Source organism: Nocardia sp. NPDC002869, from assembly GCF_046764065.1.
In the GTDB taxonomy this organism is placed as follows: Bacteria; Actinomycetota; Actinomycetes; order Mycobacteriales; family Mycobacteriaceae; genus Nocardia; species Nocardia rhamnosiphila.
Window position 1 is genome coordinate 38,758 of the sequence record NZ_JBKOOL010000014.1, and the last position, 21,383, is coordinate 60,140.

Genomic DNA, 21,383 nt, shown 5'->3' on the forward strand with positions numbered 1-21,383 from the left:
GGTTATGGTTGTCGCGAAGTCACCGCGGCTCGTCCTGGCCATGGTGTGCGCCGTGGCGGTGTCCACGATCTACGCGATCCAGCCGGTTCTCGAAAGAGCCGGTGCCGGACTCGGACTGGCGCCGGAATCACTGGGCCGGCTGGTCGCGGCCGGGCAGATCGGGTACTTCGCGGGCCTGGTCCTGCTGGTACCACTCGGCGACATACTGGATCGCCGGCGGCTCATCACCGGCCACCTGCTGCTCACCGGCGCCGGAGCCGCGACCGTGGCGGTCGCGCCGAACGGAATCATCGCTGTGGCGGGCCTGGCGATGGCCGGCCTGTTCGCGGTCGTCGTCCAGGTCACCGTCGCCTACGTCGCGGCGATCTCCGCACCACACGAGCGGGGACGCAATATCGGCGCGGTCACGTCGGGCGTGGTGATCGGCATCCTCGGAGTCCGCGTCCTGGCCGGGCTCCTGGGCGACACCATCGGCTGGCGCGCCGTCTATGTGCTGCTGGCCGCGGCCTGCGCCGCCCTCGCGGTCACGGTCCGGACGAGACTCCGGCCCGACCCCAGATCATCCGGCGGCCGATACCCGCCGGTTCTGAAATCCATGGGGCGATCGGCCGCGAAAGACCCGCTACTCCTCGGCCGAGGCGTCATCACTTTCTTCGTCTTCGCCTCGTTCGGAACCCTGTGGAGCGGCCTGGCCCTACCGCTCGGCGCACAACCCTGGACGTTCGGCACCACCGAGATCGGGCTCTTCGGCCTGGCCGGGCTCGCCGGAGCCGCCGGAGCCGCCCGGGCCGGACGCTGGGCCGATTCCGGTCGCGCCCAATCGGTTACCGGCTGGTCACTCGTCCTACTGGCCGCGTCCTGGCTTCTGATTGCCCGGACCGAACCCACATTGTGGCTGCTAGTCATCGGTATCGTGGCGCTCGACTTCGCCGTTCAGGCCGTACATGTCAGCAGCCAGCATCTGCTGACCGCGGCGCATCCGGACCGCACCGGCAGTGTCATCGGCGCCTATATGGCGTTCTACTCCCTCGGCTCGGCCCTGGGCGCGATCACGACGACCTGGGCCTACACGACATGGGGATGGCAGGCTTCCTGCCTGACCGGTGCGCTCTACGCGCTCGGCGGATTGGTCACCTGGGGAGTCACCCGGTCGGTGGCGGCCGCCCCCGGACCGGAGTTGATTCGGCTACGCCCCCCGCAGACTCGCGCGGTGCTCCCTGTTCACGGCCATGAGCCGGTCGAGCGCGTCGCGGGTCCGGATCAGTTCGTCGATATGCGCGGACAACCGGTCGCGTTCCTGTTCCATCCGTGCCATCGCGGCGTGGGGGGTGCCCCTATGGTTCTTGTCAAGCGGCGGCCGCTGCTGGGGTTCGGTAGGGCTGTTTGGTCTTGAGCATGGCGAACAGGACGTCGCAGCGGCGGCGGGCGAGGCAGATGAGAGCGGCGTTGTGTTTCTTGCCCTCGGACCTCTTGCGGTCGTAGTAGGCGCGGCTGGTCGGGTCGTGCAGTGCGGCGAACGCCGACAGGAACAAGGCACGTTTGAGTTTGTGGTTGCCTGATCGGGCGGGGTGTTCACCGCGGATTGAGGACCCGGATCGGTGGGTGACCGGGGCGATGCCGGCGTAGGCGGCCAGATGCCCGGCCGAGGCGAAGGACGAGCCGTCGCCGACTTCGAGCAGGATGCGGGCTCCGGTCCTGACTCCGATGCCGGGCATCGAGGTCAGGACCCGGGAAAGAGGGTGCGCATCGAGCATCTCCTCGATATCGGTGGCGATCGTTTTCCGTTGCTGAAGAACGGATTTGAGTTGATCGGCGAGTTTCGGCAGAACGACTTCGGCGGCCTTGCTGCCAGGGACGACGACGGTTTGCGCGGGCAGCGCGGCCAGGATTTCCTCGACGAGTCGAGCACCCATGCGGGGTGCATGTTTGACCGCGATGCTGGTGAGTTTGCGTCGGCCCGCGGCCTGGATGCCGGCCGGGCCGCCGCAGCGCGAGAGGATCTCGAGCACCGCCGGATGCGCGACACGAGGACCCAGGACCCGTTCCAGGGCCGGGTGGATGCCGGTGAGCAGGCCTCGGATCCGGTTGCTGGTGCGGGTCGCTTCCCCGGCCAGGTCGTCGTCGAATCCGACCAGGACCCCGAGCTCGGTCAGCGCTTCGTCTCCGGTGTCGACGCGGCGCAACGCGTGCGGCATGGTGCGGGCGGCATCGGCGATGATGTGGGCGTCGCGGGCGTCGGTTTTGGCCTGACCGGGGTAGAGGTCGGCGATGCGGCGCATCGCCAGGCCCGGTAGATAGGCCACGTCGTGGCCGCAGTCGCGGGCCACGGTGACCGGCAGGGCACCGATCGTGTTCGGCTGGTCGACCACGATCAGCAGCGGCCCCCGAGCCGCGAGCTGGTCGAACACCGCCCGCAACCGGGCCTCGTCGTTCGGCAGCGCCTTGTCGAACAATCGCTTACCGGCCGGGTCGAGCCCGACCGCGTGGTGTTCGCCTTTGCCCACGTCAACGCCGCAGAACACGGCATAGCACTGTGTCACCCTGCTCGTCCTCGTCGCATCGAAAACGCCTCCGGACGGTCGCCGATCCAGCGTCGACGCCCGGCACCCACGTTACGAAGAGACCTGTATTCGGCCCTGCCCCTATCAGCGGTCCATCGACGCCACCGGCGCCCGGCGACACCACCCCCCGGATCATGAACTCGACAGGGGCAAGAAGTCATACCGGGCCCGGCGACCGTGGGCCCGGTTCCGGGCCCACCAAAAAGGTAACGGGCGGATCAGCGCATTGGATTCGCCCTGTTCGATGATGTGGGCGGTCCACGCCGTCGCTTCCCGCCCCCCGGCCCAGTGCGTGTGACGGCGGTCGCTCCCGCTCACCGCTGCGGGACAGCCCCCGATTCCCACCGGGTTCCCTCTCATCCGCCCCACGGTGCCACCGACACCGGACGACACGCTTCGCACCCCCCGCCCAGCAAAACCGCGCGGGATGAACCAGCTGCGCCCGGGAGAATGTGCCCAGCCCGAGCTCGCACTCCGGTGGGGCGGTGGGCGCAACCGGCCACGGCGCGCACTGATCCAGCGATCGGACGAGATAGGCCGCGGGAAAGACAGCAGAACGCCGCCGGGCGATGAGCCCAGCGGCGTCCGGTCGAGAAGCCGGCGTCCAACAAGCGCCTCACGGCGAGTGGTCGCTCGTAGCGACAGAGGGTGCGGCCCGGGGCTGTCCGGACGCCGACGAGGGGGTTCAACAGAGACAGCCAGGAAGCTATTCCACAGGGCACTGACCCCTCTCACCAGGCATCCCATCGCACGGAGAACCGACCGCCCGGCCGGATGCGGCGGTCGTCGACCGCCGGATGCGGCAGTCGTCCGGTTGCGGACAGCATCCCGGGTTCCAGCGCACAGGACGAGGCCCCGGATCTCCGTGCGGAACCCACCCGAGCCCCGAATCGTGGAGCTTCGTCCCGGAGCGGCGACCGCAGCGAGAAGCAGCCCACGCGCCTCACGCGCTCGGAGGACGAGCGCGGAGCGCGGCGGAAATCCGACAACACCACGCTCAACCTGCCGATTTCCGGTCTCGAACACCTCTGAGGTAATCTCATCGAGCGCCGGAACGCACGGCGCGACGGGCTGTGGCGCAGTTTGGTAGCGCACTTGACTGGGGGTCAAGTGGTCGCAGGTTCAAATCCTGTCAGCCCGACAGATAGGCGCAGGTCAGGGCTCTACCAGCACAAACATGGTAGGGCCCTGAGCGTCATTTCCAAACTTTCCCCAAACATTGCGGGTGGGGCTCCCAACACTTGGGTCGAGCCACCAACCGTGTAGGCGTGAAGCCCTCAAACTAGCGAAGCACCAGCTAAGACAAGTTTGCGATTTGGGTCACACTCCACGCGGCAGATCGCCCATCCTGCCCACCACACAGCCAAACTCCAACTACCGCGTGTAACACCACAAACACACACCACGATCGAGGAACAACCACTCGACGCAACAAGGGCACCGTGACCCAACCACCCAGCAGGCAATGGCAGCAGCCCACACCCGGACAGCAGCCCATGCCACCCGGCGTGCCCCCGCCAGCGCAGTATCAACGCACCCGGATCGACGGGACCACGATCGGCGGCTTCCTTGCGTTCGTGATCCTTGCCTTCGTAGCAGGGAGAGAAGGCGGCCCGCTGGCATTCCTCGCTGTCCTCCTCGTAGGTGCACCGATCATCCTCATCGTGCGAGCCCTCATGCGCACAGGCGACAAACGCCCCCGCCCGTCGTCATGACGGCGCCCGCAGCTCAGCTTCCGCCAGCAGGCTGGTATCCAGACGCGAACCGCAGGTCGTCCAGTTCGCCTTCCGTCCGTTGCAGCTGTCGCTGCCGGGCGACGACGTCCACCCTGTTTCGGTCGATCACCTCATCGCGCAGGGCCTGGTTCAAAACCCGAGCCAATGCGGGTACCCACACCCGGGGCGCACGGGTCTGACCACCCAGGCGTAAATAGTTTTCGGGCCACGACGGATCGCGGTGAATGCGTTTCAGACAGCGAGGGAGCGCCCTTCGACACCTTTTGGACCTCAGCCCATTGCGGCGCTCCTACTCGCTGGCCGCTCGCTCGATCTCGTCGAACTCGGCCATGCACGGATCGCACAGCACCGGGAACGGCCGGGTTCGCGCGCGAGTGTGGACGATGCCATCACCAGGCCTGAGCGGTGCGCCGCACACCGAGCACGAGGCTTCGAACTCATTTCTCATCACGACCCATATCTTGCTGGATCGTCGTACCTCAGCGTTGTTTGTCGGGGATCCGGACACACCACGAACCCCGGAAGACCGCTGCTCCGAATCCATCTGAAGGCTCAACGCTTTGACGAAGTGCCGGATCTCCGGGGAAGCGTGTCGACGAGGAGGTCTTCGAGGTCCACCGGCACGGCATGGTGCACGGCTCGATCGTCAACTTCGTCGTCGCGACCAAGGCGTGGTGCATGCTGTTCGCAGTATCGGATTGGGCCCATGCCACCCCCAAGGCCGCCGCACCCGCGTTACCTGAACCGAATTGGGACACGCTGAGGCCGCAGATCCAGCAGCACTATGCCCAGCGCCGGTTCCGCGACGAGTTCGTACCCTCGCAGCTGCTGCCCGGCGATCCCGGTTTCGACGACCAGGATGTCGTGGTGCAGGCGACAGCTTCCTGCAGGCTTGGCAACACCAGCGCTGGGGTCTGGTCGCCGGGTTCGCGCCGCCTCCGTCGACCGGTGGAGCCAAGCGATCAGCGGTGCAGGCCAAGGCTTTGCTGGAACGCCATCACCTGGGCGAGTCCACGATCTCGCGAGTCTGTTTCGATGCCGCCTGCGCCGCACAAATTCATGCCAACGCCGAATTGGACGGCATCCCTGGCGAGTCACTTCCGCATGGTGTCCTATGGCCCGCCGGCGCCCTCGGTATCCCCGGCGAGCCCGAGGCTGGCCGCGGCGGGAGTTCCACTCACTCCGAGTGCACTCCGAACTGTTCAGCACCGACGACTGGCTGCTGCAGTGACATACCTGGCCAGTCGGACGATCCGCTGGATGGGAGTGCCGCCACTGAGCGCGGAAGTTATTGTAGTGGCGGCAGATTCTGCTGCCTGTGTTCGAGGTTGCCGGTCAGTGCCGTCGGAACACGGGCTTCGGTACCCGCGTCGCCCGTCTGCGTTATCCCTACTCCTGGCGGGCGGCAGGCAAAATGGTTCACTGTGCCCTTTGCGAAGCGGCCGCCGTTCCATCGAGCTGTGCGAGGGTCAGCAGATGGCGTGGCGGGTTGTCCGAAATCGTCGTCACCTGGACGCGGTTGCGGCCGTCGACGTGCAGTAACTCCCCGGGCGCCAACGATTGCCACCCGGGGTCCTCGTCCGTGCGTTCGCTGGCCACGATCACCGCGGGAAAACCCGCCAGCTCGGCGCTGCGGGTCCGGATTCCTGCTCGGCCCGCGTGATCGAGGTGGCGTCCGCCGTGGGGTCCGCCTGCCGCGCGCTCCAGCACGAACAGGTCGTGAGTGTCCGGATAGCGCAGCGCCCACAGACCGGAGTCGGTGGTCAATACCAGATTCAGGGCAAAGACCGGCACCCGGTCCGCGAGCCAGCGGACGGCATCGGCGATGCCCGCCGTGACGTCGCCGTCGTGCTGATCGGTGCGCTGTGTGATGAGCGCGAAGAACCGTTCGGAGTCGGTGTCGCCGTGCACAAGACCGCCGTAGTCACCGAGCTCTGCGTCCAGTTCATCCAGGCCCTGCAGCACACCGTTGTGGGCGAACAGCCGGCCGTGTTGTTCGAAGGGATGGGTATTGCGTAGTTCTAGACCGCCGGTAGACGCGTAGCGGATATGCGCCACGAACGTCGCCGATTCCCGTTCCCGCGCCTCACGGGCGAACTGCGCATCCTCGTACGCGGCGATCGGTTGCTTCTCCACCCGCGTGGACCCGTGCGCGGTGAAGGTGCCCAGCCCGACACCATCGGGCATGCGCCGACTCTGTTCCGACAGGCTGTCCGGCGCGTCCAGCAGCCAGAACGTGGCCCGTACCCGCTGCGGTGCGGCCGACAATCCGAACAAACGACACATGGCACTCCCTGATCGGGCGTCGCACGAGTGTGGCAGGTCGCCGGTCAGCTTACGCCGCGAGTGTATCCGGCACCGCTCCGGCATCGCCGGGAAAGCTACGCGCTCATCCCCGGGTTCACACCGTTGTGACCAGGCTCGGCGTCATTGCCGAACGGCGCGGGGTTACCTCCCGCACCCGGTGAGATGAGCTTCTCCCAGTATTCGCATTCCGAGACCGCGGCCTTCCGGCCGCTCATGCCGACCCTCCGGCGTCTCGACCGGCAAGCCGCCGTTGCGCCACATGCGCCACTTCAGGCGATTGCCACAACGCGAGGTTCTCGCACATAAGAAGGCTCCTTCTTCGATGGAGACTTCTGCCGAAGGATCGGAACTCCATCCACGGATAAACATAATACGTTAGAGTTCATATTTCAAGGTTTGACTCTAGAATAAACCTGTCACCAGGTTTTGAGGTATGCGTTCCGACGACCCGGGCAGTGCCACGCATCCGCGTGTCGGCCACCGCGACCCACCTCACTCGCCATCACCGCTTCTACAAGGCGTTGGTCCCAACCCCGCCGCGCTTGGCGAAGAGAAGCCGCGACCACCTCGTTCGATACAACTGCACCGACATGCCGGTATCCCGCCGTTGGAGGAAACGGACCCGCGAGATATCGCGGTTGCTGGCACTTCGATGGGTCCGCGGCACACGCACACCCCCGATTCGGGACAGCAATCGCACTCGTCGACACCACTCGATCGCACCGTCTCAGCCCGGTCGCCCACCGTAACCATTGTCGGCCCACTGCAGTGGTGGATACGGTCGATTCAGCTCGCACAGGTGGGACCGAAGAATGGAATTGGACCGTGTCGCGGGGTGCCCATGCACAGAAGCGGGCCTCCGGCCTCATGGAGACGCGATGGCCTGGCCCGCACACGCAACGGAAGGGTCCGCCCGCCGATCCTTCTCAGGAACTCCCGAGCGTCCAAGGGCTGACGCCGGACGATCGCTGAGAACGCACATCCAGTACGCCGCCGTGACACTGGGACGCCGACGATACCCCTTGCAGAGCAGTCCCCGGTAGTCTTGCCGAACCCTCGAGCCTTCAGTCGTCGCTGATAGCTCTCGTGTTCGACCGGCTTGCCGGGGGCCTGGCCGGATCTCTGAAGTATGTCACCAACGCTCTCCGGACGTCTCCATCCAGCGTGTCACATACTCCGGTTCTCCGGTGTCCTTCAAGTCTCCTCCGGATGGCACGTCAGTCAAGACCTCATCCCGATAATCGGGCGAATAGTATGGCGAGCGAAGAGCGGTGTCATCCACCGGCCACCCAGCGGCCTCCCCCGGTTCAACGCGATCATCGCGCTTGCCGGCCGAGAACGTCGGCTGCCCGGTCTGCGCGTCGCCGATCAGCACGTGCGCAGAACGAACGGAGGCCGGTGCGGGTATGCGGCGATGGTCGGATCGGCGCGCGCAGCCCACGCCTGCGAGCCAGTACACAACGGCTCTTGATAAAACAAACGGCCTGTTGAACAGCATGAACTCCACCCGGCCAGGAGACTCGGCCTGGCGTCCGCCGGCGACCCATGGACCGCCGCGACTGCCCGACGAGCCCGCAGATCGACATCTGCCCGTCGCCGGCCATGGTGAGCGGACATGGACGGAGCACGGGTCACATCGCCGTGAACAGGCCCCGCCGACACGCACCGAGAACACGACTTGCTCGAGTCGGGGTTTCAGCTGATTCCGGCGACTTCCTGGGCGATCGCCGCGAGCCGGGCCCGAGAAGCCGACACAACACCCTGCCGATTCTTGTTGGCCTCCTCGTATGCGATGACCGCTCGTATGTCGGCCGGTTTCGTCAGTTCCTTGATCGCAGCGACGGCTTCGGTGACGTTGCGCTCGTTGTAGTCGGCGATGGGCGGTACACCGGGATCGAGGACACCGGTGCCGGTGCGGATCGAACGAAAGGCGTCCGCGGCAGTGTCGGCACCTTCGCGACGGGTGACCTGCTCAGCGGTCTCGAGCGCGGCGTCGCGAGAGGCAGTGAGGGTTTTTACGGCGACCTCACCGGCTTGAGCACCCTGAGCGAGTAGCTCGCCGAATGCGGGCGAGGCGGCACGTACGGTCTCCAAAACCCGATCGAGGCCGCGGGCGGACCAGGTGACGGGCGAATTGACCAGCTTCACCGCGGTACCGGTGGCTGCTTGCATCGGTGTGCGGCGCAGGGCGGCCGGCCCGCCGAGCGCGTCCTCGGCCAGAACCGTTGTCAACCATTCCACGGTCGCCGTATGTGCGGTGATCAACCGGTTTGCCAGGGCCACCGCACCGGATTGCTGAGCGGCGGTCGCCAGGGCCTTGATATACCGGGCGCGGTCGAGTAACTGGTGTTCGAGGGCAAGGTCGCCGAGCAGCGCCTCATCGAACGGCTGAGCCTGTTCGACCATCGCCTTGACCGCGGCTGCGGCCCGTCCCAGGAAGGGACCGATCAACTCCGGGATACCACCCAGGTCGCGTAGGGCGGACTCGATGGCCTCGGCGCGGGCACGAGCGTTCTCTGCGTTGCCGGACAGCTCCTGGCGCACGGCCTCTGTCCTCGCCTGCCCGATGCGGGTTTCGGCGATCTGGATTTCTGCGTTGGTCAGGTCGAGCATGGCGCGAAGTTGCGTCACGAGGGTCGTAGTGTCGTGCGAATTCATCCGAATTCTTCCTTTCGACGTCAGTGGCAGCGAGTCGGTGCCGGGGCGCACCGAGACCGGGACTACCCCGCATCGCTGTTGGTTAACTGGGCTCCTGGAATGCCTTGATCAGCAGAATCAGGTCCGGCGTGTCATCGGAGGATCAGCTGTTGGACCGCGAACACCAGCGTCGATGTCTGCATCCGAATCCGAGTCAGGGACGAGTCGGCGGACGGCACGGCGGGCATGGGCGTGCCTGTCTCGGATCGGTAGAGGCAAGCCGGGCGGCAAAGAAACGCGGTTCCCGCGCACGGGGCCGTTGATGACGCCAAGCTGAACATGGAGTTGATCGCCGAGCACTGGGCCGACCTGCTGCGCCTGGCCGGGTCGTTGAAGTTCGCGCACGCCAGCGCCTCGCTGCTGGTCGGGAAGCTCTCGGCGTCGGGCCGTCAGAACGCCCTGGCTGCCGCGCGCTCGAGGAAGACGGGCGCTGCGGCGCACGATCTACGCCGTGAATACCTCGCCGATCCCGACTGACGGCGCAAGATCGCGCGCCAGCTGAACAAGGGCGGGTCGATCCACGCGCTGCGGCGCGACCTGCTCTACGCCCACAAGGGCATGATCCGGGCGCGGCACCCTGCCCGGCCACGCCACACCCGACGATATCGCCTGCGCTGTGACCTTCCTGGCCTCCCAGGACGCGCGCTTCGTGACCGGGGCGACCCTGCCCGTCGACGGCGGAGCGTTCCTGCTGTGCGGGCTCATAGGCTCCATATTCGGAGACGACGCGGAAAGGGGGCCGAGGCTCAGCGCGGTGTCGAAGTGGAGCAGGGTGAAGTCGCCGTCGAGACCGGCGTGGACCGGGGTGCTCGTCGGCGTCACGCGTAGTTCGACATTGTCACAGTTTCATCAGGTCGAGGAGGTGGCCGAGCTGTTCTGCCATGACGGCAGGGCCACCGACGAGCCGGTCGAGGGTGTGTTCCTCGATGACGGCTTGCAGATGCAGGGGTTGGCTTCGCTGGTCAGCCGCTGGACCGCCATCCGCGCTCGAATGGCTTGGGGTAGGTCCAGTGGCGCGATCTGCAGGCCCCCGCTGAGCAGGGCGGTGGCGTAGCCCTCGGTCTGGAGCCGGCCGGTCGGGGTCACCGCCCCCAGCAGCATCACCGACGACAAGCCGCGGCTCGAACCGACACCCGGATCACCGGCGCAACCTATCTCGACGGGGCATTAGCGACCTGCGCGGCGGTCACCGATCCGGTCAGCCAGCCAGGCCGCACGCAGCACCGGGTTGTGCAGGTACATCGAACGGGGAAAACGGTTCTCCGACTGCCACCACGGCATCATGTCCTCGTGGATCTGGTCGGTAGTCAGGTGATCGGCGAGCAGGCTTCCTAGGTATGGCGCTTGTCCGAGGCCGTGACCATTACAGCCGATGGCGTAGTAGACGTTTTTCGACGCCTTTCCCACCACGGGCGCGCGTGAGGACGTCATCGCGATCCAGCCGCCCCAGGTCTTGGTGACGGCCACATCACGCAGCGACGGGAACCGCGCACGGAAGGCATCGGTCAGATCGGCCACCACCTCGGGGTCCGAAATACGCTCCCCGACAGGGTTCTTCCCAATCTTCAGCTGGCGAACGCCGACGGCGATGGTGTTGGTCGGGGTGAGGTGGTAGCTCTCCATCACATTGTGCTTGGTCGCCAAGCCCGTCCGGCTGGTCCAGCCGGTGGCGTCGATGCGCTCACGCTCGACCGGCGCAGTCTCGATCATGTTCACCCACACCGGCCGTGACAACCGGTGCGGTGTGATCGCCAGCTCAGGCGCCCACGCGTTATTGGCCAGCACCACCTTTTTCGCGCGTACCCGGCCTTGCGGCGTGATCACCATCGCGCCCGAACCCAGGTCGTCCACCGACTGCACGGGTGATTGTTCGAACACCCGGACTCCGGAACCGAGCAGCGCCCCACGCAGACCGAGCGTGAACAGGCCGGGGTTCATCGTGCCGCCCGCGGGCGTCAGCAAACCGCCGAGGAAGGTGTCGGGCAAGCCGAGTTCGCGCTGGTCACCGACCTCGAGCTGGGCGCCCGCGTCGCGCAGTGCCTGCGCATCGCGTTGGGCCTTGCGCATCTGCCCCTTGGTGACCGCCGCACCCACATTGCCGACCGGCTCGTATTCGCAGTCGATGCCGAGCTGCTTGATCAGGTCCTCGGCGAACCGCACCGAGGACGCGGCGAACCGGACGAGGTCGCGCAGCAGCCGCGGGTTCACCTTCGCCAGGACCTGCGGTTCTCCGGTCGGTTTGGCCGAGATCTGCCCGGCGTTGCGCGAACTGGCGCCGTAGCCACAGAAATCCGCTTCGAGTAGGACGACGTCGACCCCGCCCTCGGCCAGCCGCAGCGCGGTCGCCATGCCGCCGAGACCACCACCGACCACGACGACGTCGCAGCTGATCGTCATGTCCAGCGACGAGGTGAGGTCGGTCGGCCGGTCAACCCACCCGGTGAAGGTGGTGTACCGGGGACCATCGGCCGGTAGTGGCGTCCCAATCATGTTTTGCTCCTATTGTCTTTCGGCAGGTGGCGCGCGACTCCGCAGGTTCAGATACTGAGTCGCACGGGAGTGTGCAGACCGCCGGGTAGGGCGGCGACCGCACCGGCGGCGTGCACGATGCGCGCGGCGGTACCCGGATAGGGATCGGGTGCGGGGGTGATGTTCAGGGTGCATCGTGACCCGTCGCCGCCGACCGCGGTGACCGTCAAGGCACGCTCATAACCCTCGAACGAGCCCTTGGGCAAGCCTTTCCAGGCAATGCGGACGCGTTCGCGACCCTCGTGGACCACGACCGCGGCCTGGTCGAAACCGACCCGATCTCCCGGGCGGATCTGAATACCTGCTACGTCGGTAGCGACCTCGGCGGTGACGAATCCGCCGTCCACTTTCGCCTCGTATCCGGAAAGGCCGAGGACGTCGGCGATCATCTCCGCGGATTCGTGTAACACGCCGCCGATCGGGCCGGGCTGCCCGTCGGCGGGTGTCCCGAGGCCCATCTCGTCGGCCAGGACGCCACGCCCCCACGAGGTGATGTCGGAGCGGGACTCGCCGATGATCGAGACCGGTGCGGGCAGCGCGCTGCTCAGTAGTGCGGGCAGCACGTCGAGCCAGAAGCCGGGCAGCATGCCGGTGCCGACGATACGTGCGCCGGTTTCGGCGGCGCGCTCGTGCAGCCGCGCGTACAGGTCGGGATCGAGTCCGACTCTCGGGTGGACGAAGCAGGCGTGCACGAGGTCGACACCGGCGTCGACGCACAGCTCCATCGCCCGATTCAGCACCTCGCCCTTCAAGCCCGCGTAGGCCAGGACGTCGAAGTCGCCGGAACGGATCGCGCCCTCGAGGTCGGTGGTGGCGAGCACCCCGGTAGCCGGGCCGCCGGTCAGCGTGCCGATGTCCTGGCCTGCCTGGTCGTCGAAGAAGACGATGGCGGTGGTCAGCGTGTGCGGGCTCGCCGCGATGGCGCCGACGAGCTCGCCGGCGGCGCGGCCGGTTCCGTAGAGTCCGATCCGGCGTGACTGTGTCGAATTCATCGCTGCGGCTCAGTCGTTGGCGTAGGCGACGACGCGGACTTCACACAGCAGCTCCGGGCGGGCCAGCTCGGTGACGCCGATACCGGTCCAGCACGGGTAGGGCTCCTTGATGTACTCGTCCTTGACCTTCCCGAAGACCGCACCGTCGCGCGCCATATCGGTGTGATAGGTGAGCAGTTCGATGATGTTGTCCATCGAGGACCCGGCCGCTTCGAGCGCCTGCTTGACGCCCTCGAACGCGAACCGTGCCTGCGCTTCGATGCCCTCGGCGGGCGCGGAGGTCGCCGGGTCGATCCCGACCTGACCGGAGACCCAGATCAGGTCGCCGACGCGGGTGGCCGTCGAGAAGTGCAGGGTGTCGTAGTAGCGCTCGGCACGAGGTCCGGGGTTGAAATACTGTCGCTTCGACATCGGGTTTGTTCTCCTGGTCTCGGGGGGATTCAGACGAGCTGCTGGAAGACCGGCGAGCGGAACGGTTCACCCTCGTTCAGCTTGGCCATCTCCTCGGTGAACAGCACGCCGTTGCGGACGTAGCGGGGGTTCGTTTTGGGCAGTTCCCGGAAGTACGACTGGTCGCCGAAGAACCGCAGCACCAGGGTGTGGCGATCGGGGCAGTCCGCATCGACGGCCGCGCCGCCGTGCAGCGAACGCGGGTGCAAGAACACCACGTCGCCCGGATTCACCTCGAACGAGACGAGATCCCACGAGTTGGGGTCCTTTTCCAGATCCTTGTCGATCCACGGCAGTCGCGGTAACGATCCGTCGCCGTAGAGCGGATCGGTGGGATCGTCGGCGTTGGAGAAGCTGGCGCCGTCGTACTCGATGCCCTTCCAGCTGCCGCGGACGACCTCGAGCGAGTTCTTCTTGGGAATGTGCTGGAACGAGACCCAGGCGTTGCCCCAGTGGGGCCCCGCCCACGGCAGGTTCGAGGTGTCCTGATGGAAGGGGCCTCGACCGCTCGCGCCGTTCTCCTTGACGAACACCTCTTCGGCGTAATACCAGACATGTTCGGAATCCCACAGCTCGGCGAAGAACTCACCGAAGGGCAGCCGGGTCATCAGCTCGTCGAGCCGTTCCTTGGCCGCCGGGTTCGCGTTGTCGATGTGGGTTTGCAGGCTGGTGCCGTCGAGGCGGCGGAAGACGAACGGGCCCGGGTTGGCCACATTCCACTTGAACACCTCGTACAGCTCCGCGAGCTGCTCGGGGTTGAGGAAGTTGCGGACCACAGTCGCGCCGTCTTCCCAGAATTCCTTCTTCACGGATTCGTCGATCATGGGTGCCTCTTGACTTCGGGGTGGGTGATGTAGACCACGTTAACCGCGAAATGCGATTTGCACAACACTAGTTTTGTAAATTACTCACGGGGTGAAGATCGCACGTCCGGACACCCGGCCCGCGGCGAGATCGTCGAAGGCACGCTGGTATTCCTCGAGCGGGTACAGCGTGTGCTCCACGTGCAGATGGCCACGCTGAGCCAGGGCGATGACCTCCACCAGATCGGCGCGGGTTCCGGCGTAGGAATTGCGGATATCGACACCCCACGGCAGCGGTGTCGCATCACCCGCAGCACGGTAGGTCAGCGATCCGCCGCCGATCCCGACGAACCGGATGGCCCCTTCCGGCGCCACGACAGCCGCGGCAAGCGCCATGGTGGGATCCACCCCGACGAAGTCGAAAACCACGTCGGCGCCATAGTTTTCGGTCTGCGCCAGGATCGCCGCAGCGGCGGCGTCGTCGGCGGGCACCGTGTGATGGGCACCGTGGCGGCGCGCGAGGTCCAACTTGCCCGAGTCCTTGTCGACGGCGATGATCCTGGCCGCGGTGGTCGCGGCCAGGATCTGCACGCCGAGGTGGCCCAGGCCACCGACACCGATCACCACCGCGGTCGAAGACGGTGTCAACCAGTCGCGCGCGGAACCGATCGCGTGCCAGGGCGTCAGCGCCGCATCGGCCAGCGGCCCGGCGGTGACAGGGTCGAGGCCACCGAGCGGGAGTGCATGACGGGCGGGGACGATCATGTATTCGGCCATCGAGCCGTCGGGGCCGAGGCCGGGCGTGGCCGGATGCTCGCCGCGCCCGGCGGTCATGCACGCGTTGTCCCTGCCGAGCAGGCATGCGCGGCACGTCCCGCACGCCCACACCAGGTTCACCAACACCGCTTGCCCCTGGACGTGGCCGGTTACCTCGGAGCCGATCGCCTCGACCCAGCCGGCGCCTTCGTGGCCGAGGGTGAATCCGTAGGGCAGTTCACCTTCCCAGTGCACGACGTGCAGATCCGAGTGGCACAGGCCTGCACCGGCCACCTTGATGCGGATCTCGCCGGGCCCCGGCTCGGGCACCGGGGTCCCGACGAGTTCCACTGTGTGGGGTCCGGTCAGTTTGAGCGCTCTCATGAACCGGACTGTCCCACTCGGAATCCCACGGCGCAGGCCTCGGCGGAGACAGGATGCCCACCCGGGGGAGGGTGCGGCGACCGCTGTCCCGCCCAAGCCGTTCGGGTCAGCCGGCCGCGAGTTCGGCGACCGGCGCCTCTCCGCTGTCCTCCTGCTGCCCGATCCGTCGGTACACCTCGGGCTTGGCCGACCTCAGCCAGACCGCGTACAGCATCCCCGCGATCACGATGGCAATCATCACCAGCAAGGCGATGTCGGCCATCGTGCGGTTCTCGGCAAACAGCAGATCACGGCCGACCGTCGCGGTGTAGACCACATACCCGAAACCGGCCGCGGCCAGAGCAGGGGCGACGGCGCGCTCCCACACGGTGGCCTCACTGTCCGGGCGGCGCCGGAAGAATCCGATCACCGCCATCGAGGTCGCCGTCATCATGACCATCACCACCCACAACCCGAGCCCGGCGGTGGCCACGTAGGCCGTGACCGCGTCGATCGACAAGGTGATCAACACCAAGACGAACACCAGGATAGAGCCACCGACCACAGCCGCGGCACGGGTGGGCGCGTGGTGGCGCGGATGCGCGTGACCAAGTGCGCGCGGGAATGCCCCGTCGCGCGCGAGCGAGAAGGTGTAGCGCGCGGCGATATTCTGCAGGGCGAGGATCGCCGCGAACGCGCTGGTCACGAGGATGACGTTGGCGAGGTCGGCGATGAGCGCGCCCGCGTACTGCCGCAGACTGCCGAGGTAGCCGGAGAACGGGTCGGCCGCGGTGGCGACGGCCGCGTCGGTGCCGAAAGCCACCAGATACAGCCAGGACCCGATCGCGTAGAACACGGTGAGTAGCACGATGGTCAGGTAGCTGGCGCGCGGAATGGTGCGTTCGGGGTCACGCGTCTCCGACCGGAAGACCTGCAGCGCCTCGAAACCGAGCAGACAGGCCAGGCCGAACAGCAGCGCGGGGCCGATCGCCGCCGAGGTGACCGGGCCCGACATCTCGAGGGCACGACCGGCCGGGCCGCCGTCGAAGAGCACGCGCAGGTCCCAGAAGACGACAATGGCCACTTCGAGGCACAGGAATACACCGAGCACCTTCGTCGAGACGTCGACATTGAACATGCTCACCCCGGTGGCGATCACCCAGGTCGCCAGACCTCCTGCCCACCAAGGTATTTCGGGTCCGCCGAAATTGGCGACCAGAGTGGAGATCTGCATTCCGCAGAAGATGTAGGCGCTCACCGACAGCAGAATCGCCGAAGTCACCGCCGCGAAGCCGGCACCGAGCCCGGGAATGGGTCCGAGCCCACAGGAGATGTAGGTGTAGTACGCGCCGGGCTTCTCCATGCGTTTGGCCATCGCGACCAGGCCGACGGCGAACAGCAGGACGAGCACCATGATGGCGAGGTAGACCAGCGGGCTCCTCGACCCGAGGCCGAGTCCGATCTCGAGCGGAACGTAACCGGTCATCGCCGCCAAGGGCGCGTTGAGCGCCAACGCCGTGAGGATCAGGCCGCCGACGCCGAGGTTTCCCCGGATCGTCGCCGTGGGAGCTGCGTGACCGGGCAGCGCGGGTGGCGTGTCGGCATTGCTGGGAGGTGTTGATTTCATTGACAACTCGCTGATTCTGGCGTGATCCCGCGGTATGGACGTTGCCCGCGGCATCGACACAGGGCGGAGGGTGCGGGCACGCAGGAGCGCGGGACCCGGTGGGCTCGGCAGGGGCCGCCGAGTCGACTCACCGATCGGAACGGCCGAAAAGTGAGCTGCACCACATTAACTACTCTACGTGATATGCACAACACTCATTGTGTAAATTTCGGGTACCCGTTGCCTGCGGGGCAGACATTGCGCTCGAGAGAGGCACCCCATGCCACCGGAACCACAATCATTGGATCTGCTCAACCGCCTCGATACGTTCGGTGCGCTACCGGTCGAATCCTGGACCCCCGGCATCGCCCGACTGCTCGACCCGGTCCTCTCCGGCATGTCGGGTCCCGGCCCCGACGTCGCGGTCGTGCGCGATGTCAGGCTCGACGGCGACGGCGGGCAGTTCGACATCCGGGTCCTCGGGCCCCACGCGGAGGCCCACAGCATCGTCGTCTACCTCCACGGTGGCGGCTGGGTCACCGGCGATATCGACTACCAGTACGACAATGTGGCGCGACAGCTCGTCGCCACCGCCGGCTGCACGGTAGTGCTGGTCAATTACCGCACCGCGCCCGAGCACCCCTTTCCCACCCCACTCGAGGACTGCTTCACCGCGCTGGGCTGGGCGGCCGAGCACGCGAGTGAACTTGCTCGCGCCGACGCGCCCCTGGTGGTCGCCGGTGACAGCGCGGGCGGCAATATCGCCGCCGCTCTCACCCACCGGGTCCGCGACGAGGGCGGTCCGCGTATCGATGCCCAGATCCTGATCTACCCGGTCACCGACTGCGACACGGAAACGGCGTCCTACCTGGCCGAGGAGAACCAGCTCTTCCTGACCCGGGAGGCCATGCTCTGGTTCTGGGACCACTACCTGCCCGACGAACGGGCCCGCGTCCGGCCTGCGGCATCACCCTTGCGTGCCGAGAGTTTCCGCGACCTGCCGCCCGCGCTGATCTATCTCGCCGAATTCGATCCGTTGCGCGACGAGGGCCACGCCTACGCCGAGGCGTTGCGAGCGGCCGGGGTGCCCGTGGTCGTGCACGAAGCCGAAGGCCAGATGCACGGATTCTTCCAGATGGCCGATATCCTGCCGGGTTTCCGAACCGGCCTGGCGACCGTGGCCGCCTATCTCGAGAAAGTGACCACTCATGCCTGACTTCGACGTCGTCATCATCGGCGCCGGTTTCGCCGGGATGTATCAGCTCCACACGCTGCGCAACGCCGGTTTCTCGGTGCACGCCTTCGAGGCGAGCGACGAGGTCGGCGGGGTGTGGAACCTCAACCGCTACCCCGGCGCCCGCTGCGATATCGAGTCGATCGAGTACTCGTATTCCTTCGACGCCGAGCTGCAACAGGAGTGGGTGTGGACGCAGCGGTACGCGCCCCAACCCGAAATACTCGACTACGCCAAGCATGTCGCCGATCGGTTCGCGCTGCGCACCGACATCACCTTCGACACTCGCGTCACAGCGATGACCTGGGACGACGCCGCCGGTGTGTGGACGGTGTCCACTGACGACGGCCGCCGCACCACCGCCCGGTTCGTGATCGCAGCCTCCGGTTGCCTGTCGAAGCCGTCGCGGCCGCGCATCGACGGGCTCGACGACTTCGCCGGCGAGCTGTACTGGACCTCGAGCTGGCCTCGCGATGGGGCCGACCTCGCCGGCAAGCGGGTCGCGGTGATCGGCACCGGGTCCTCCGGCCTGCAGACGATCACCACCATCGCCCCGGTAGTGGGGCGCCTGACCGTGTTCCAGCGCACCCCGAGCTATGCCGTTCCGGCGCACAACGGCCCGCTCGCCGATCGGCTGGCCGAGGCCAAAGCGCACTACCCCGACATCCGCGAGCGCGCGAAATACTCCCCGAGCGGATTCGACTGCGGCGACGAGACCCGGCTGATGTCGGAGACGCCCGACACCGAGATCCCGGACGCGCTGGACGCGAGCTGGGCCCGTGGCGGCCTGTGTTTCGACCGCGCCTTCGCCGACATCATGGTCGACCAGCGCGCCAACGACATCGCCGCCGACTACATCCGCGACCGGATCCGGGCCAAGGTTCGCGACCCCGAGCGGGCCGAATTACTTTGTCCCACATACCCGGTCACCACCAAACGCCTGTGCGTCGACACCGGCTATTTCGAGGTCTACAACCGGAGCAATGTCGATCTGGTCGACCTCAGGCGTCATCCGATCCAGAAGGTCACCGCGACCGGGATCGTCGCCGGCGACACCGAGCACGAGCTCGACGTGATCGTCATGGCCACTGGTTTCGACGCGATGACCGGCGCGATCAACGCGATCGACATCCGCAACGGCGACCGTACGCTGCGGGAGAAATGGGCCCACGGCCCGCGTACATACCTGGGCCTGATGACCGAGGGTTTCCCCAATCTCTTCCTGATCACCGGCCCGCAGAGCCCGTCGGTGCTGTCGAACATGCTCACCTCCATCGAGCAGCACGTCGACTGGGTGAGCGCCGCGCTCGGCCACCTGCGCGCCCACGGCCGCACCCGGATGCAACCGCAGCGCCGCGCCGAAGACGAGTGGGTGCAGACCACCAACGATCTGGCGAACCTGACCCTCATGCCACAGACCGCCTCCTGGTACATGGGCGCCAACATTCCGGGCAAACAACGGGTGTTCATGCCGTTCATCGGCGGTGTCGGTCTGTACCGGCAGATCGCCGACGGCGTCGCGGTGTCCGGATACCACGGCTTCGTCCTCGCGTGAAAGGCACAGTGATGTTCACTCGCACCAGCATTGCTCCCCTGGCGGGCCGGACGGTTGTCGTCACCGGCGCAGGTTCGGGAATCGGCCGCGCCCTGGCGCTGCGCCTGTCCGCCAACGGCTCGCCCGTCGCCCTGCTCGACGTGGACGCCGACGGGCTGGCGGGCACGGTCGCCGAGCTGGCCGGACCCCACCTCGCCGCGCACATCGACGTCACCGACCGGAAGGCCCAGGCCGACTTCGCCGCCCGCGTGACCGACTGGTCACCCGCACCGATCGGCGCCGTGGTGAACAACGCGGGCGTGATGGTCGCGGCGCCGTTCACCCCTGACGGGGCAGCCGACGACGACTGGGTGTTGCGGATCAATCTGGACGGCGTCGTCAACGGCACCCGGGCCTGGCTGCCCCTGCTGCTGAAGCAGGGGTCGGGCGCGATCGTCAACGTGTCCAGCATGTTCGGACTGGCCGCACGTCCCTATCACGGCGCGTATTGCACGTCGAAGTTCGGGGTGCGCGGGCTGACCGAGACATTGCGCCACGAACTCGCGGGAACCGGCGTCCGGGCGGTCGCGGTGCACCCGGGCTATATCAAGACCGGCATCGTGGCGCATGGCCGCACCCGTGACCTCGGCCGGTCACACGAGCAGTTCGTCACCGAGTTCGCGTCGTTCGCGCCGACCACTGCGGACAGGGCGGCCGAGGTCATCCACCGCGGTATCGATGCCGGCCGGTCCCGCATTCTCATCGGGCCCGACGCCTACGCCTTCGACATCGTCAGCCGGATCACGCCGAGTCATTATGGACCCGTTCTCGACCGGGTCGAGCGGCTGATGGACTGGGTATCGCGCCGCCGCAAGTGAAACACACTGCACTACAACGCAATCCGCCCGCACGCTCAGCGTGCGGGCGGATTCTCGTTCATCGGGCCAGGGCGATCGAACCCGGTCTCGCCGGCCGTTCCGCACCGCTGCCCCGGTCGAGCAACCCGAGTTCCTGTGCCCGGCTCGCGGCCTCGGCGCGGTTGCGCACGCCGAGTTTCCGGTACACGGCGCTGGTGTGCTGTTTGACGGTGTGTCGCGAAAGATTCAGCACCGCGGCAACTTCCGGGTTACTCAGGCCCGAGGCCAGCTGCCGCACGACGTCGAGTTCACGCTGGGACAACCGGACTCCCTGAGCCATGACCTCTTTGGGGAACACCCGCGCTCCTTCGGCGACCCGCTCGAGCGCTGCGACGATGGCAGGTGTCGGCATCCGCTTCGACAGTGCGGCCACGGCACCGTGCGCCGTGGCCGAGGCAGCCGAGATCAGGCCTTCGGCCGACATCAGGACGATCTTGGTATGCGGCATGCGTTCGCCGAGCAACCGGCACAGTTCGAAGGCCGACCGATGCTCCATGGTCACACTGACCAGCACGAGTTGCGGGTGGTGGCGGCGGGCGACTCGCCATGCGATCTCGGCGTTGTCGGCCACCAGACACGTCGCCACCCAGGGCGCGCCCGCCAGCACCGCGCGCAGGCCCGCCAGCATCAGCGGATGTTCGTCGACGACCAGCACGCGCTGCATCTGACATCGATCCGGACCGGCACCTCGGTCGGAGTATGCGATCCGTTCGGCAGCAACAACCGTCATCGTGACAGCCCTCCTCCGGCGCCTCCGTCCACGCGATGTGATCTGCGCCTCAGTTCCATACTGTAACCAACACCGCCGGTTATAACAACAGTTGTTACGTAAACGGAGCGGGTGCGCGGCTTCCCCCGCCCGGCAACGAATTCCGCCCGACCCCGACGTCGACCGGGG

17 protein-coding genes, 1 tRNA gene, 2 pseudogenes and 1 riboswitch are annotated in these 21,383 nt (G+C 66.9%); of the genes and pseudogenes, 7 read left to right on the forward strand and 13 right to left on the reverse strand.

What is annotated here, in order from left to right; translation table 11 throughout:
• The first annotated feature begins 4 nt into the window (after positions 1-4).
• Entirely contained in the window at positions 5-1,393 is a 1,389-nt protein-coding gene (locus tag ACLML9_RS04385; RefSeq protein ID WP_411944251.1) for an MFS transporter, read from the forward strand.
• On the opposite strand, the gene ACLML9_RS04390 is transcribed toward ACLML9_RS04385, so the two are convergent.
• The gene (locus ACLML9_RS04390) at positions 1,347-2,540 is read right to left on the reverse strand and encodes an IS110 family transposase (protein WP_411944252.1); all 1,194 of its coding nucleotides are present in this window, start codon (positions 2,538-2,540) and stop codon (positions 1,347-1,349) included. The genes ACLML9_RS04385 and ACLML9_RS04390 overlap by 47 nt on opposite strands.
• A 225-nt stretch (positions 2,541-2,765) precedes the next feature.
• Positions 2,766-2,918, reverse strand: a riboswitch (cobalamin riboswitch).
• Positions 2,919-3,628: 710 nt separating this feature from the next.
• Here ACLML9_RS04390 and ACLML9_RS04395 point away from each other — a divergent pair.
• Positions 3,629-3,702, forward strand: a tRNA-Pro gene (locus ACLML9_RS04395).
• Between the two features lie 2,014 nt (positions 3,703-5,716).
• Here the strand turns inward: ACLML9_RS04395 and ACLML9_RS04400 are convergent.
• The 4 genes from ACLML9_RS04400 to ACLML9_RS04415 all read right to left on the reverse strand — a co-directional run bounded on the left by ACLML9_RS04400 (position 5,717) and on the right by ACLML9_RS04415 (position 9,262).
• Positions 5,717-6,583 carry a class II glutamine amidotransferase gene (locus ACLML9_RS04400; protein WP_411944253.1) on the reverse strand — a complete coding sequence of 289 codons (867 nt, stop codon included), beginning with the start codon at positions 6,581-6,583 and terminating at the stop codon, positions 5,717-5,719.
• A gap of 95 nt (positions 6,584-6,678) precedes the next feature.
• Complete coding sequence (locus tag ACLML9_RS04405) at positions 6,679-6,819, reverse strand: hypothetical protein (protein WP_411944254.1); 141 nt, start codon at positions 6,817-6,819, stop codon at positions 6,679-6,681.
• A 917-nt stretch (positions 6,820-7,736) separates the two neighbouring features.
• The gene (locus ACLML9_RS04410; protein WP_411944255.1) at positions 7,737-8,111 is read right to left on the reverse strand and encodes a hypothetical protein; all 375 of its coding nucleotides are present in this window, start codon (positions 8,109-8,111) and stop codon (positions 7,737-7,739) included.
• A gap of 188 nt (positions 8,112-8,299) precedes the next feature.
• Complete coding sequence (locus tag ACLML9_RS04415) at positions 8,300-9,262, reverse strand: ferritin-like domain-containing protein (RefSeq protein WP_411944256.1); 963 nt, start codon at positions 9,260-9,262, stop codon at positions 8,300-8,302.
• A gap of 271 nt (positions 9,263-9,533) precedes the next feature.
• Here ACLML9_RS04415 and ACLML9_RS04420 point away from each other — a divergent pair.
• Together ACLML9_RS04420 and ACLML9_RS04425 are read left to right on the forward strand one after the other, a co-directional pair.
• A pseudogene (locus ACLML9_RS04420) lies at positions 9,534-9,877 on the forward strand (Tn3 family transposase); the annotation flags it as partial.
• A pseudogene (locus ACLML9_RS04425) lies at positions 9,876-9,992 on the forward strand (SDR family oxidoreductase); the annotation flags it as partial. The pseudogenes ACLML9_RS04420 and ACLML9_RS04425, both read left to right, overlap by 2 nt.
• Positions 9,993-10,139: 147 nt before the next feature.
• Here the strand turns inward: ACLML9_RS04425 and ACLML9_RS04430 are convergent.
• The 7 genes from ACLML9_RS04430 to ACLML9_RS04460 all read right to left on the reverse strand — a co-directional run bounded on the left by ACLML9_RS04430 (position 10,140) and on the right by ACLML9_RS04460 (position 16,821).
• The gene (locus ACLML9_RS04430; RefSeq protein WP_411944271.1) at positions 10,140-10,247 is read right to left on the reverse strand and encodes a Scr1 family TA system antitoxin-like transcriptional regulator; all 108 of its coding nucleotides are present in this window, start codon (positions 10,245-10,247) and stop codon (positions 10,140-10,142) included.
• A gap of 221 nt (positions 10,248-10,468) precedes the next feature.
• Positions 10,469-11,791: an NAD(P)/FAD-dependent oxidoreductase gene (locus tag ACLML9_RS04435; RefSeq protein WP_411944257.1), complete on the reverse strand. Its 1,323-nt coding sequence runs from the start codon at positions 11,789-11,791 to the stop codon at positions 10,469-10,471.
• Between the two features lie 47 nt (positions 11,792-11,838).
• On the reverse strand, positions 11,839-12,822 hold the full coding sequence (locus ACLML9_RS04440; protein WP_411944258.1) for a hypothetical protein: 984 nt from the start codon (positions 12,820-12,822) through the stop codon (positions 11,839-11,841).
• Positions 12,823-12,831: 9 nt separating this feature from the next.
• A complete protein-coding gene (locus ACLML9_RS04445; protein ID WP_411944259.1) occupies positions 12,832-13,233 on the reverse strand; it encodes a RidA family protein in 402 nt (133 codons plus the stop codon).
• A 29-nt stretch (positions 13,234-13,262) separates the two neighbouring features.
• Complete coding sequence (locus ACLML9_RS04450; protein WP_411944260.1) at positions 13,263-14,096, reverse strand: phytanoyl-CoA dioxygenase family protein; 834 nt, start codon at positions 14,094-14,096, stop codon at positions 13,263-13,265.
• Positions 14,097-14,180: 84 nt separating this feature from the next.
• The gene (locus ACLML9_RS04455) at positions 14,181-15,215 is read right to left on the reverse strand and encodes an alcohol dehydrogenase catalytic domain-containing protein (RefSeq protein WP_411944261.1); all 1,035 of its coding nucleotides are present in this window, start codon (positions 15,213-15,215) and stop codon (positions 14,181-14,183) included.
• A gap of 106 nt (positions 15,216-15,321) precedes the next feature.
• The gene (locus ACLML9_RS04460; RefSeq protein WP_411944262.1) at positions 15,322-16,821 is read right to left on the reverse strand and encodes an APC family permease; all 1,500 of its coding nucleotides are present in this window, start codon (positions 16,819-16,821) and stop codon (positions 15,322-15,324) included.
• A gap of 259 nt (positions 16,822-17,080) precedes the next feature.
• On the opposite strand from ACLML9_RS04460, the gene ACLML9_RS04465 reads away from it, so the two are divergent.
• The 3 genes from ACLML9_RS04465 to ACLML9_RS04475 are packed head-to-tail and all read left to right on the forward strand — an operon-like array spanning position 17,081 to position 20,446.
• Entirely contained in the window at positions 17,081-18,016 is a 936-nt protein-coding gene (locus tag ACLML9_RS04465; RefSeq protein WP_411944263.1) for an alpha/beta hydrolase, read from the forward strand.
• Positions 18,009-19,589 (forward strand): flavin-containing monooxygenase, encoded by a 1,581-nt coding sequence (locus ACLML9_RS04470; protein ID WP_411944264.1) that lies wholly within the window; start codon positions 18,009-18,011, stop codon positions 19,587-19,589. The genes ACLML9_RS04465 and ACLML9_RS04470 overlap by 8 nt, the downstream gene beginning before the upstream one ends.
• Positions 19,590-19,600: 11 nt before the next feature.
• A complete protein-coding gene (locus ACLML9_RS04475) occupies positions 19,601-20,446 on the forward strand; it encodes an SDR family NAD(P)-dependent oxidoreductase (RefSeq protein WP_411944265.1) in 846 nt (281 codons plus the stop codon).
• 58 nt (positions 20,447-20,504) lie between these two features.
• On the opposite strand, the gene ACLML9_RS04480 is transcribed toward ACLML9_RS04475, so the two are convergent.
• Complete coding sequence (locus tag ACLML9_RS04480) at positions 20,505-21,149, reverse strand: LuxR C-terminal-related transcriptional regulator (RefSeq protein ID WP_411944266.1); 645 nt, start codon at positions 21,147-21,149, stop codon at positions 20,505-20,507.
• Between the last annotated feature and the right edge of the window lie 234 nt (positions 21,150-21,383).

Coding starts and splice junctions, on each gene's coding strand:
- ACLML9_RS04385 (WP_411944251.1), top strand. CDS start 5: ATGGTTGTCGCGAAGTCACCGCGGCTCGTCCTGGCCATGGTGTGCGCC.
- ACLML9_RS04400 (WP_411944253.1), bottom strand. CDS start 6,583: ATGTGTCGTTTGTTCGGATTGTCGGCCGCACCGCAGCGGGTACGGGCC.
- ACLML9_RS04405 (WP_411944254.1), bottom strand. CDS start 6,819: ATGAGCGGCCGGAAGGCCGCGGTCTCGGAATGCGAATACTGGGAGAAG.
- ACLML9_RS04415 (WP_411944256.1), bottom strand. CDS start 9,262: ATGAATTCGCACGACACTACGACCCTCGTGACGCAACTTCGCGCCATG.
- ACLML9_RS04435 (WP_411944257.1), bottom strand. CDS start 11,791: ATGATTGGGACGCCACTACCGGCCGATGGTCCCCGGTACACCACCTTC.
- ACLML9_RS04440 (WP_411944258.1), bottom strand. CDS start 12,822: ATGAATTCGACACAGTCACGCCGGATCGGACTCTACGGAACCGGCCGC.
- ACLML9_RS04445 (WP_411944259.1), bottom strand. CDS start 13,233: ATGTCGAAGCGACAGTATTTCAACCCCGGACCTCGTGCCGAGCGCTAC.
- ACLML9_RS04450 (WP_411944260.1), bottom strand. CDS start 14,096: ATGATCGACGAATCCGTGAAGAAGGAATTCTGGGAAGACGGCGCGACT.
- ACLML9_RS04455 (WP_411944261.1), bottom strand. CDS start 15,215: ATGAGAGCGCTCAAACTGACCGGACCCCACACAGTGGAACTCGTCGGG.
- ACLML9_RS04460 (WP_411944262.1), bottom strand. CDS start 16,821: ATGAAATCAACACCTCCCAGCAATGCCGACACGCCACCCGCGCTGCCC.
- ACLML9_RS04465 (WP_411944263.1), top strand. CDS start 17,081: ATGCCACCGGAACCACAATCATTGGATCTGCTCAACCGCCTCGATACG.
- ACLML9_RS04470 (WP_411944264.1), top strand. CDS start 18,009: ATGCCTGACTTCGACGTCGTCATCATCGGCGCCGGTTTCGCCGGGATG.
- ACLML9_RS04475 (WP_411944265.1), top strand. CDS start 19,601: ATGTTCACTCGCACCAGCATTGCTCCCCTGGCGGGCCGGACGGTTGTC.
- ACLML9_RS04480 (WP_411944266.1), bottom strand. CDS start 21,149: ATGCAGCGCGTGCTGGTCGTCGACGAACATCCGCTGATGCTGGCGGGC.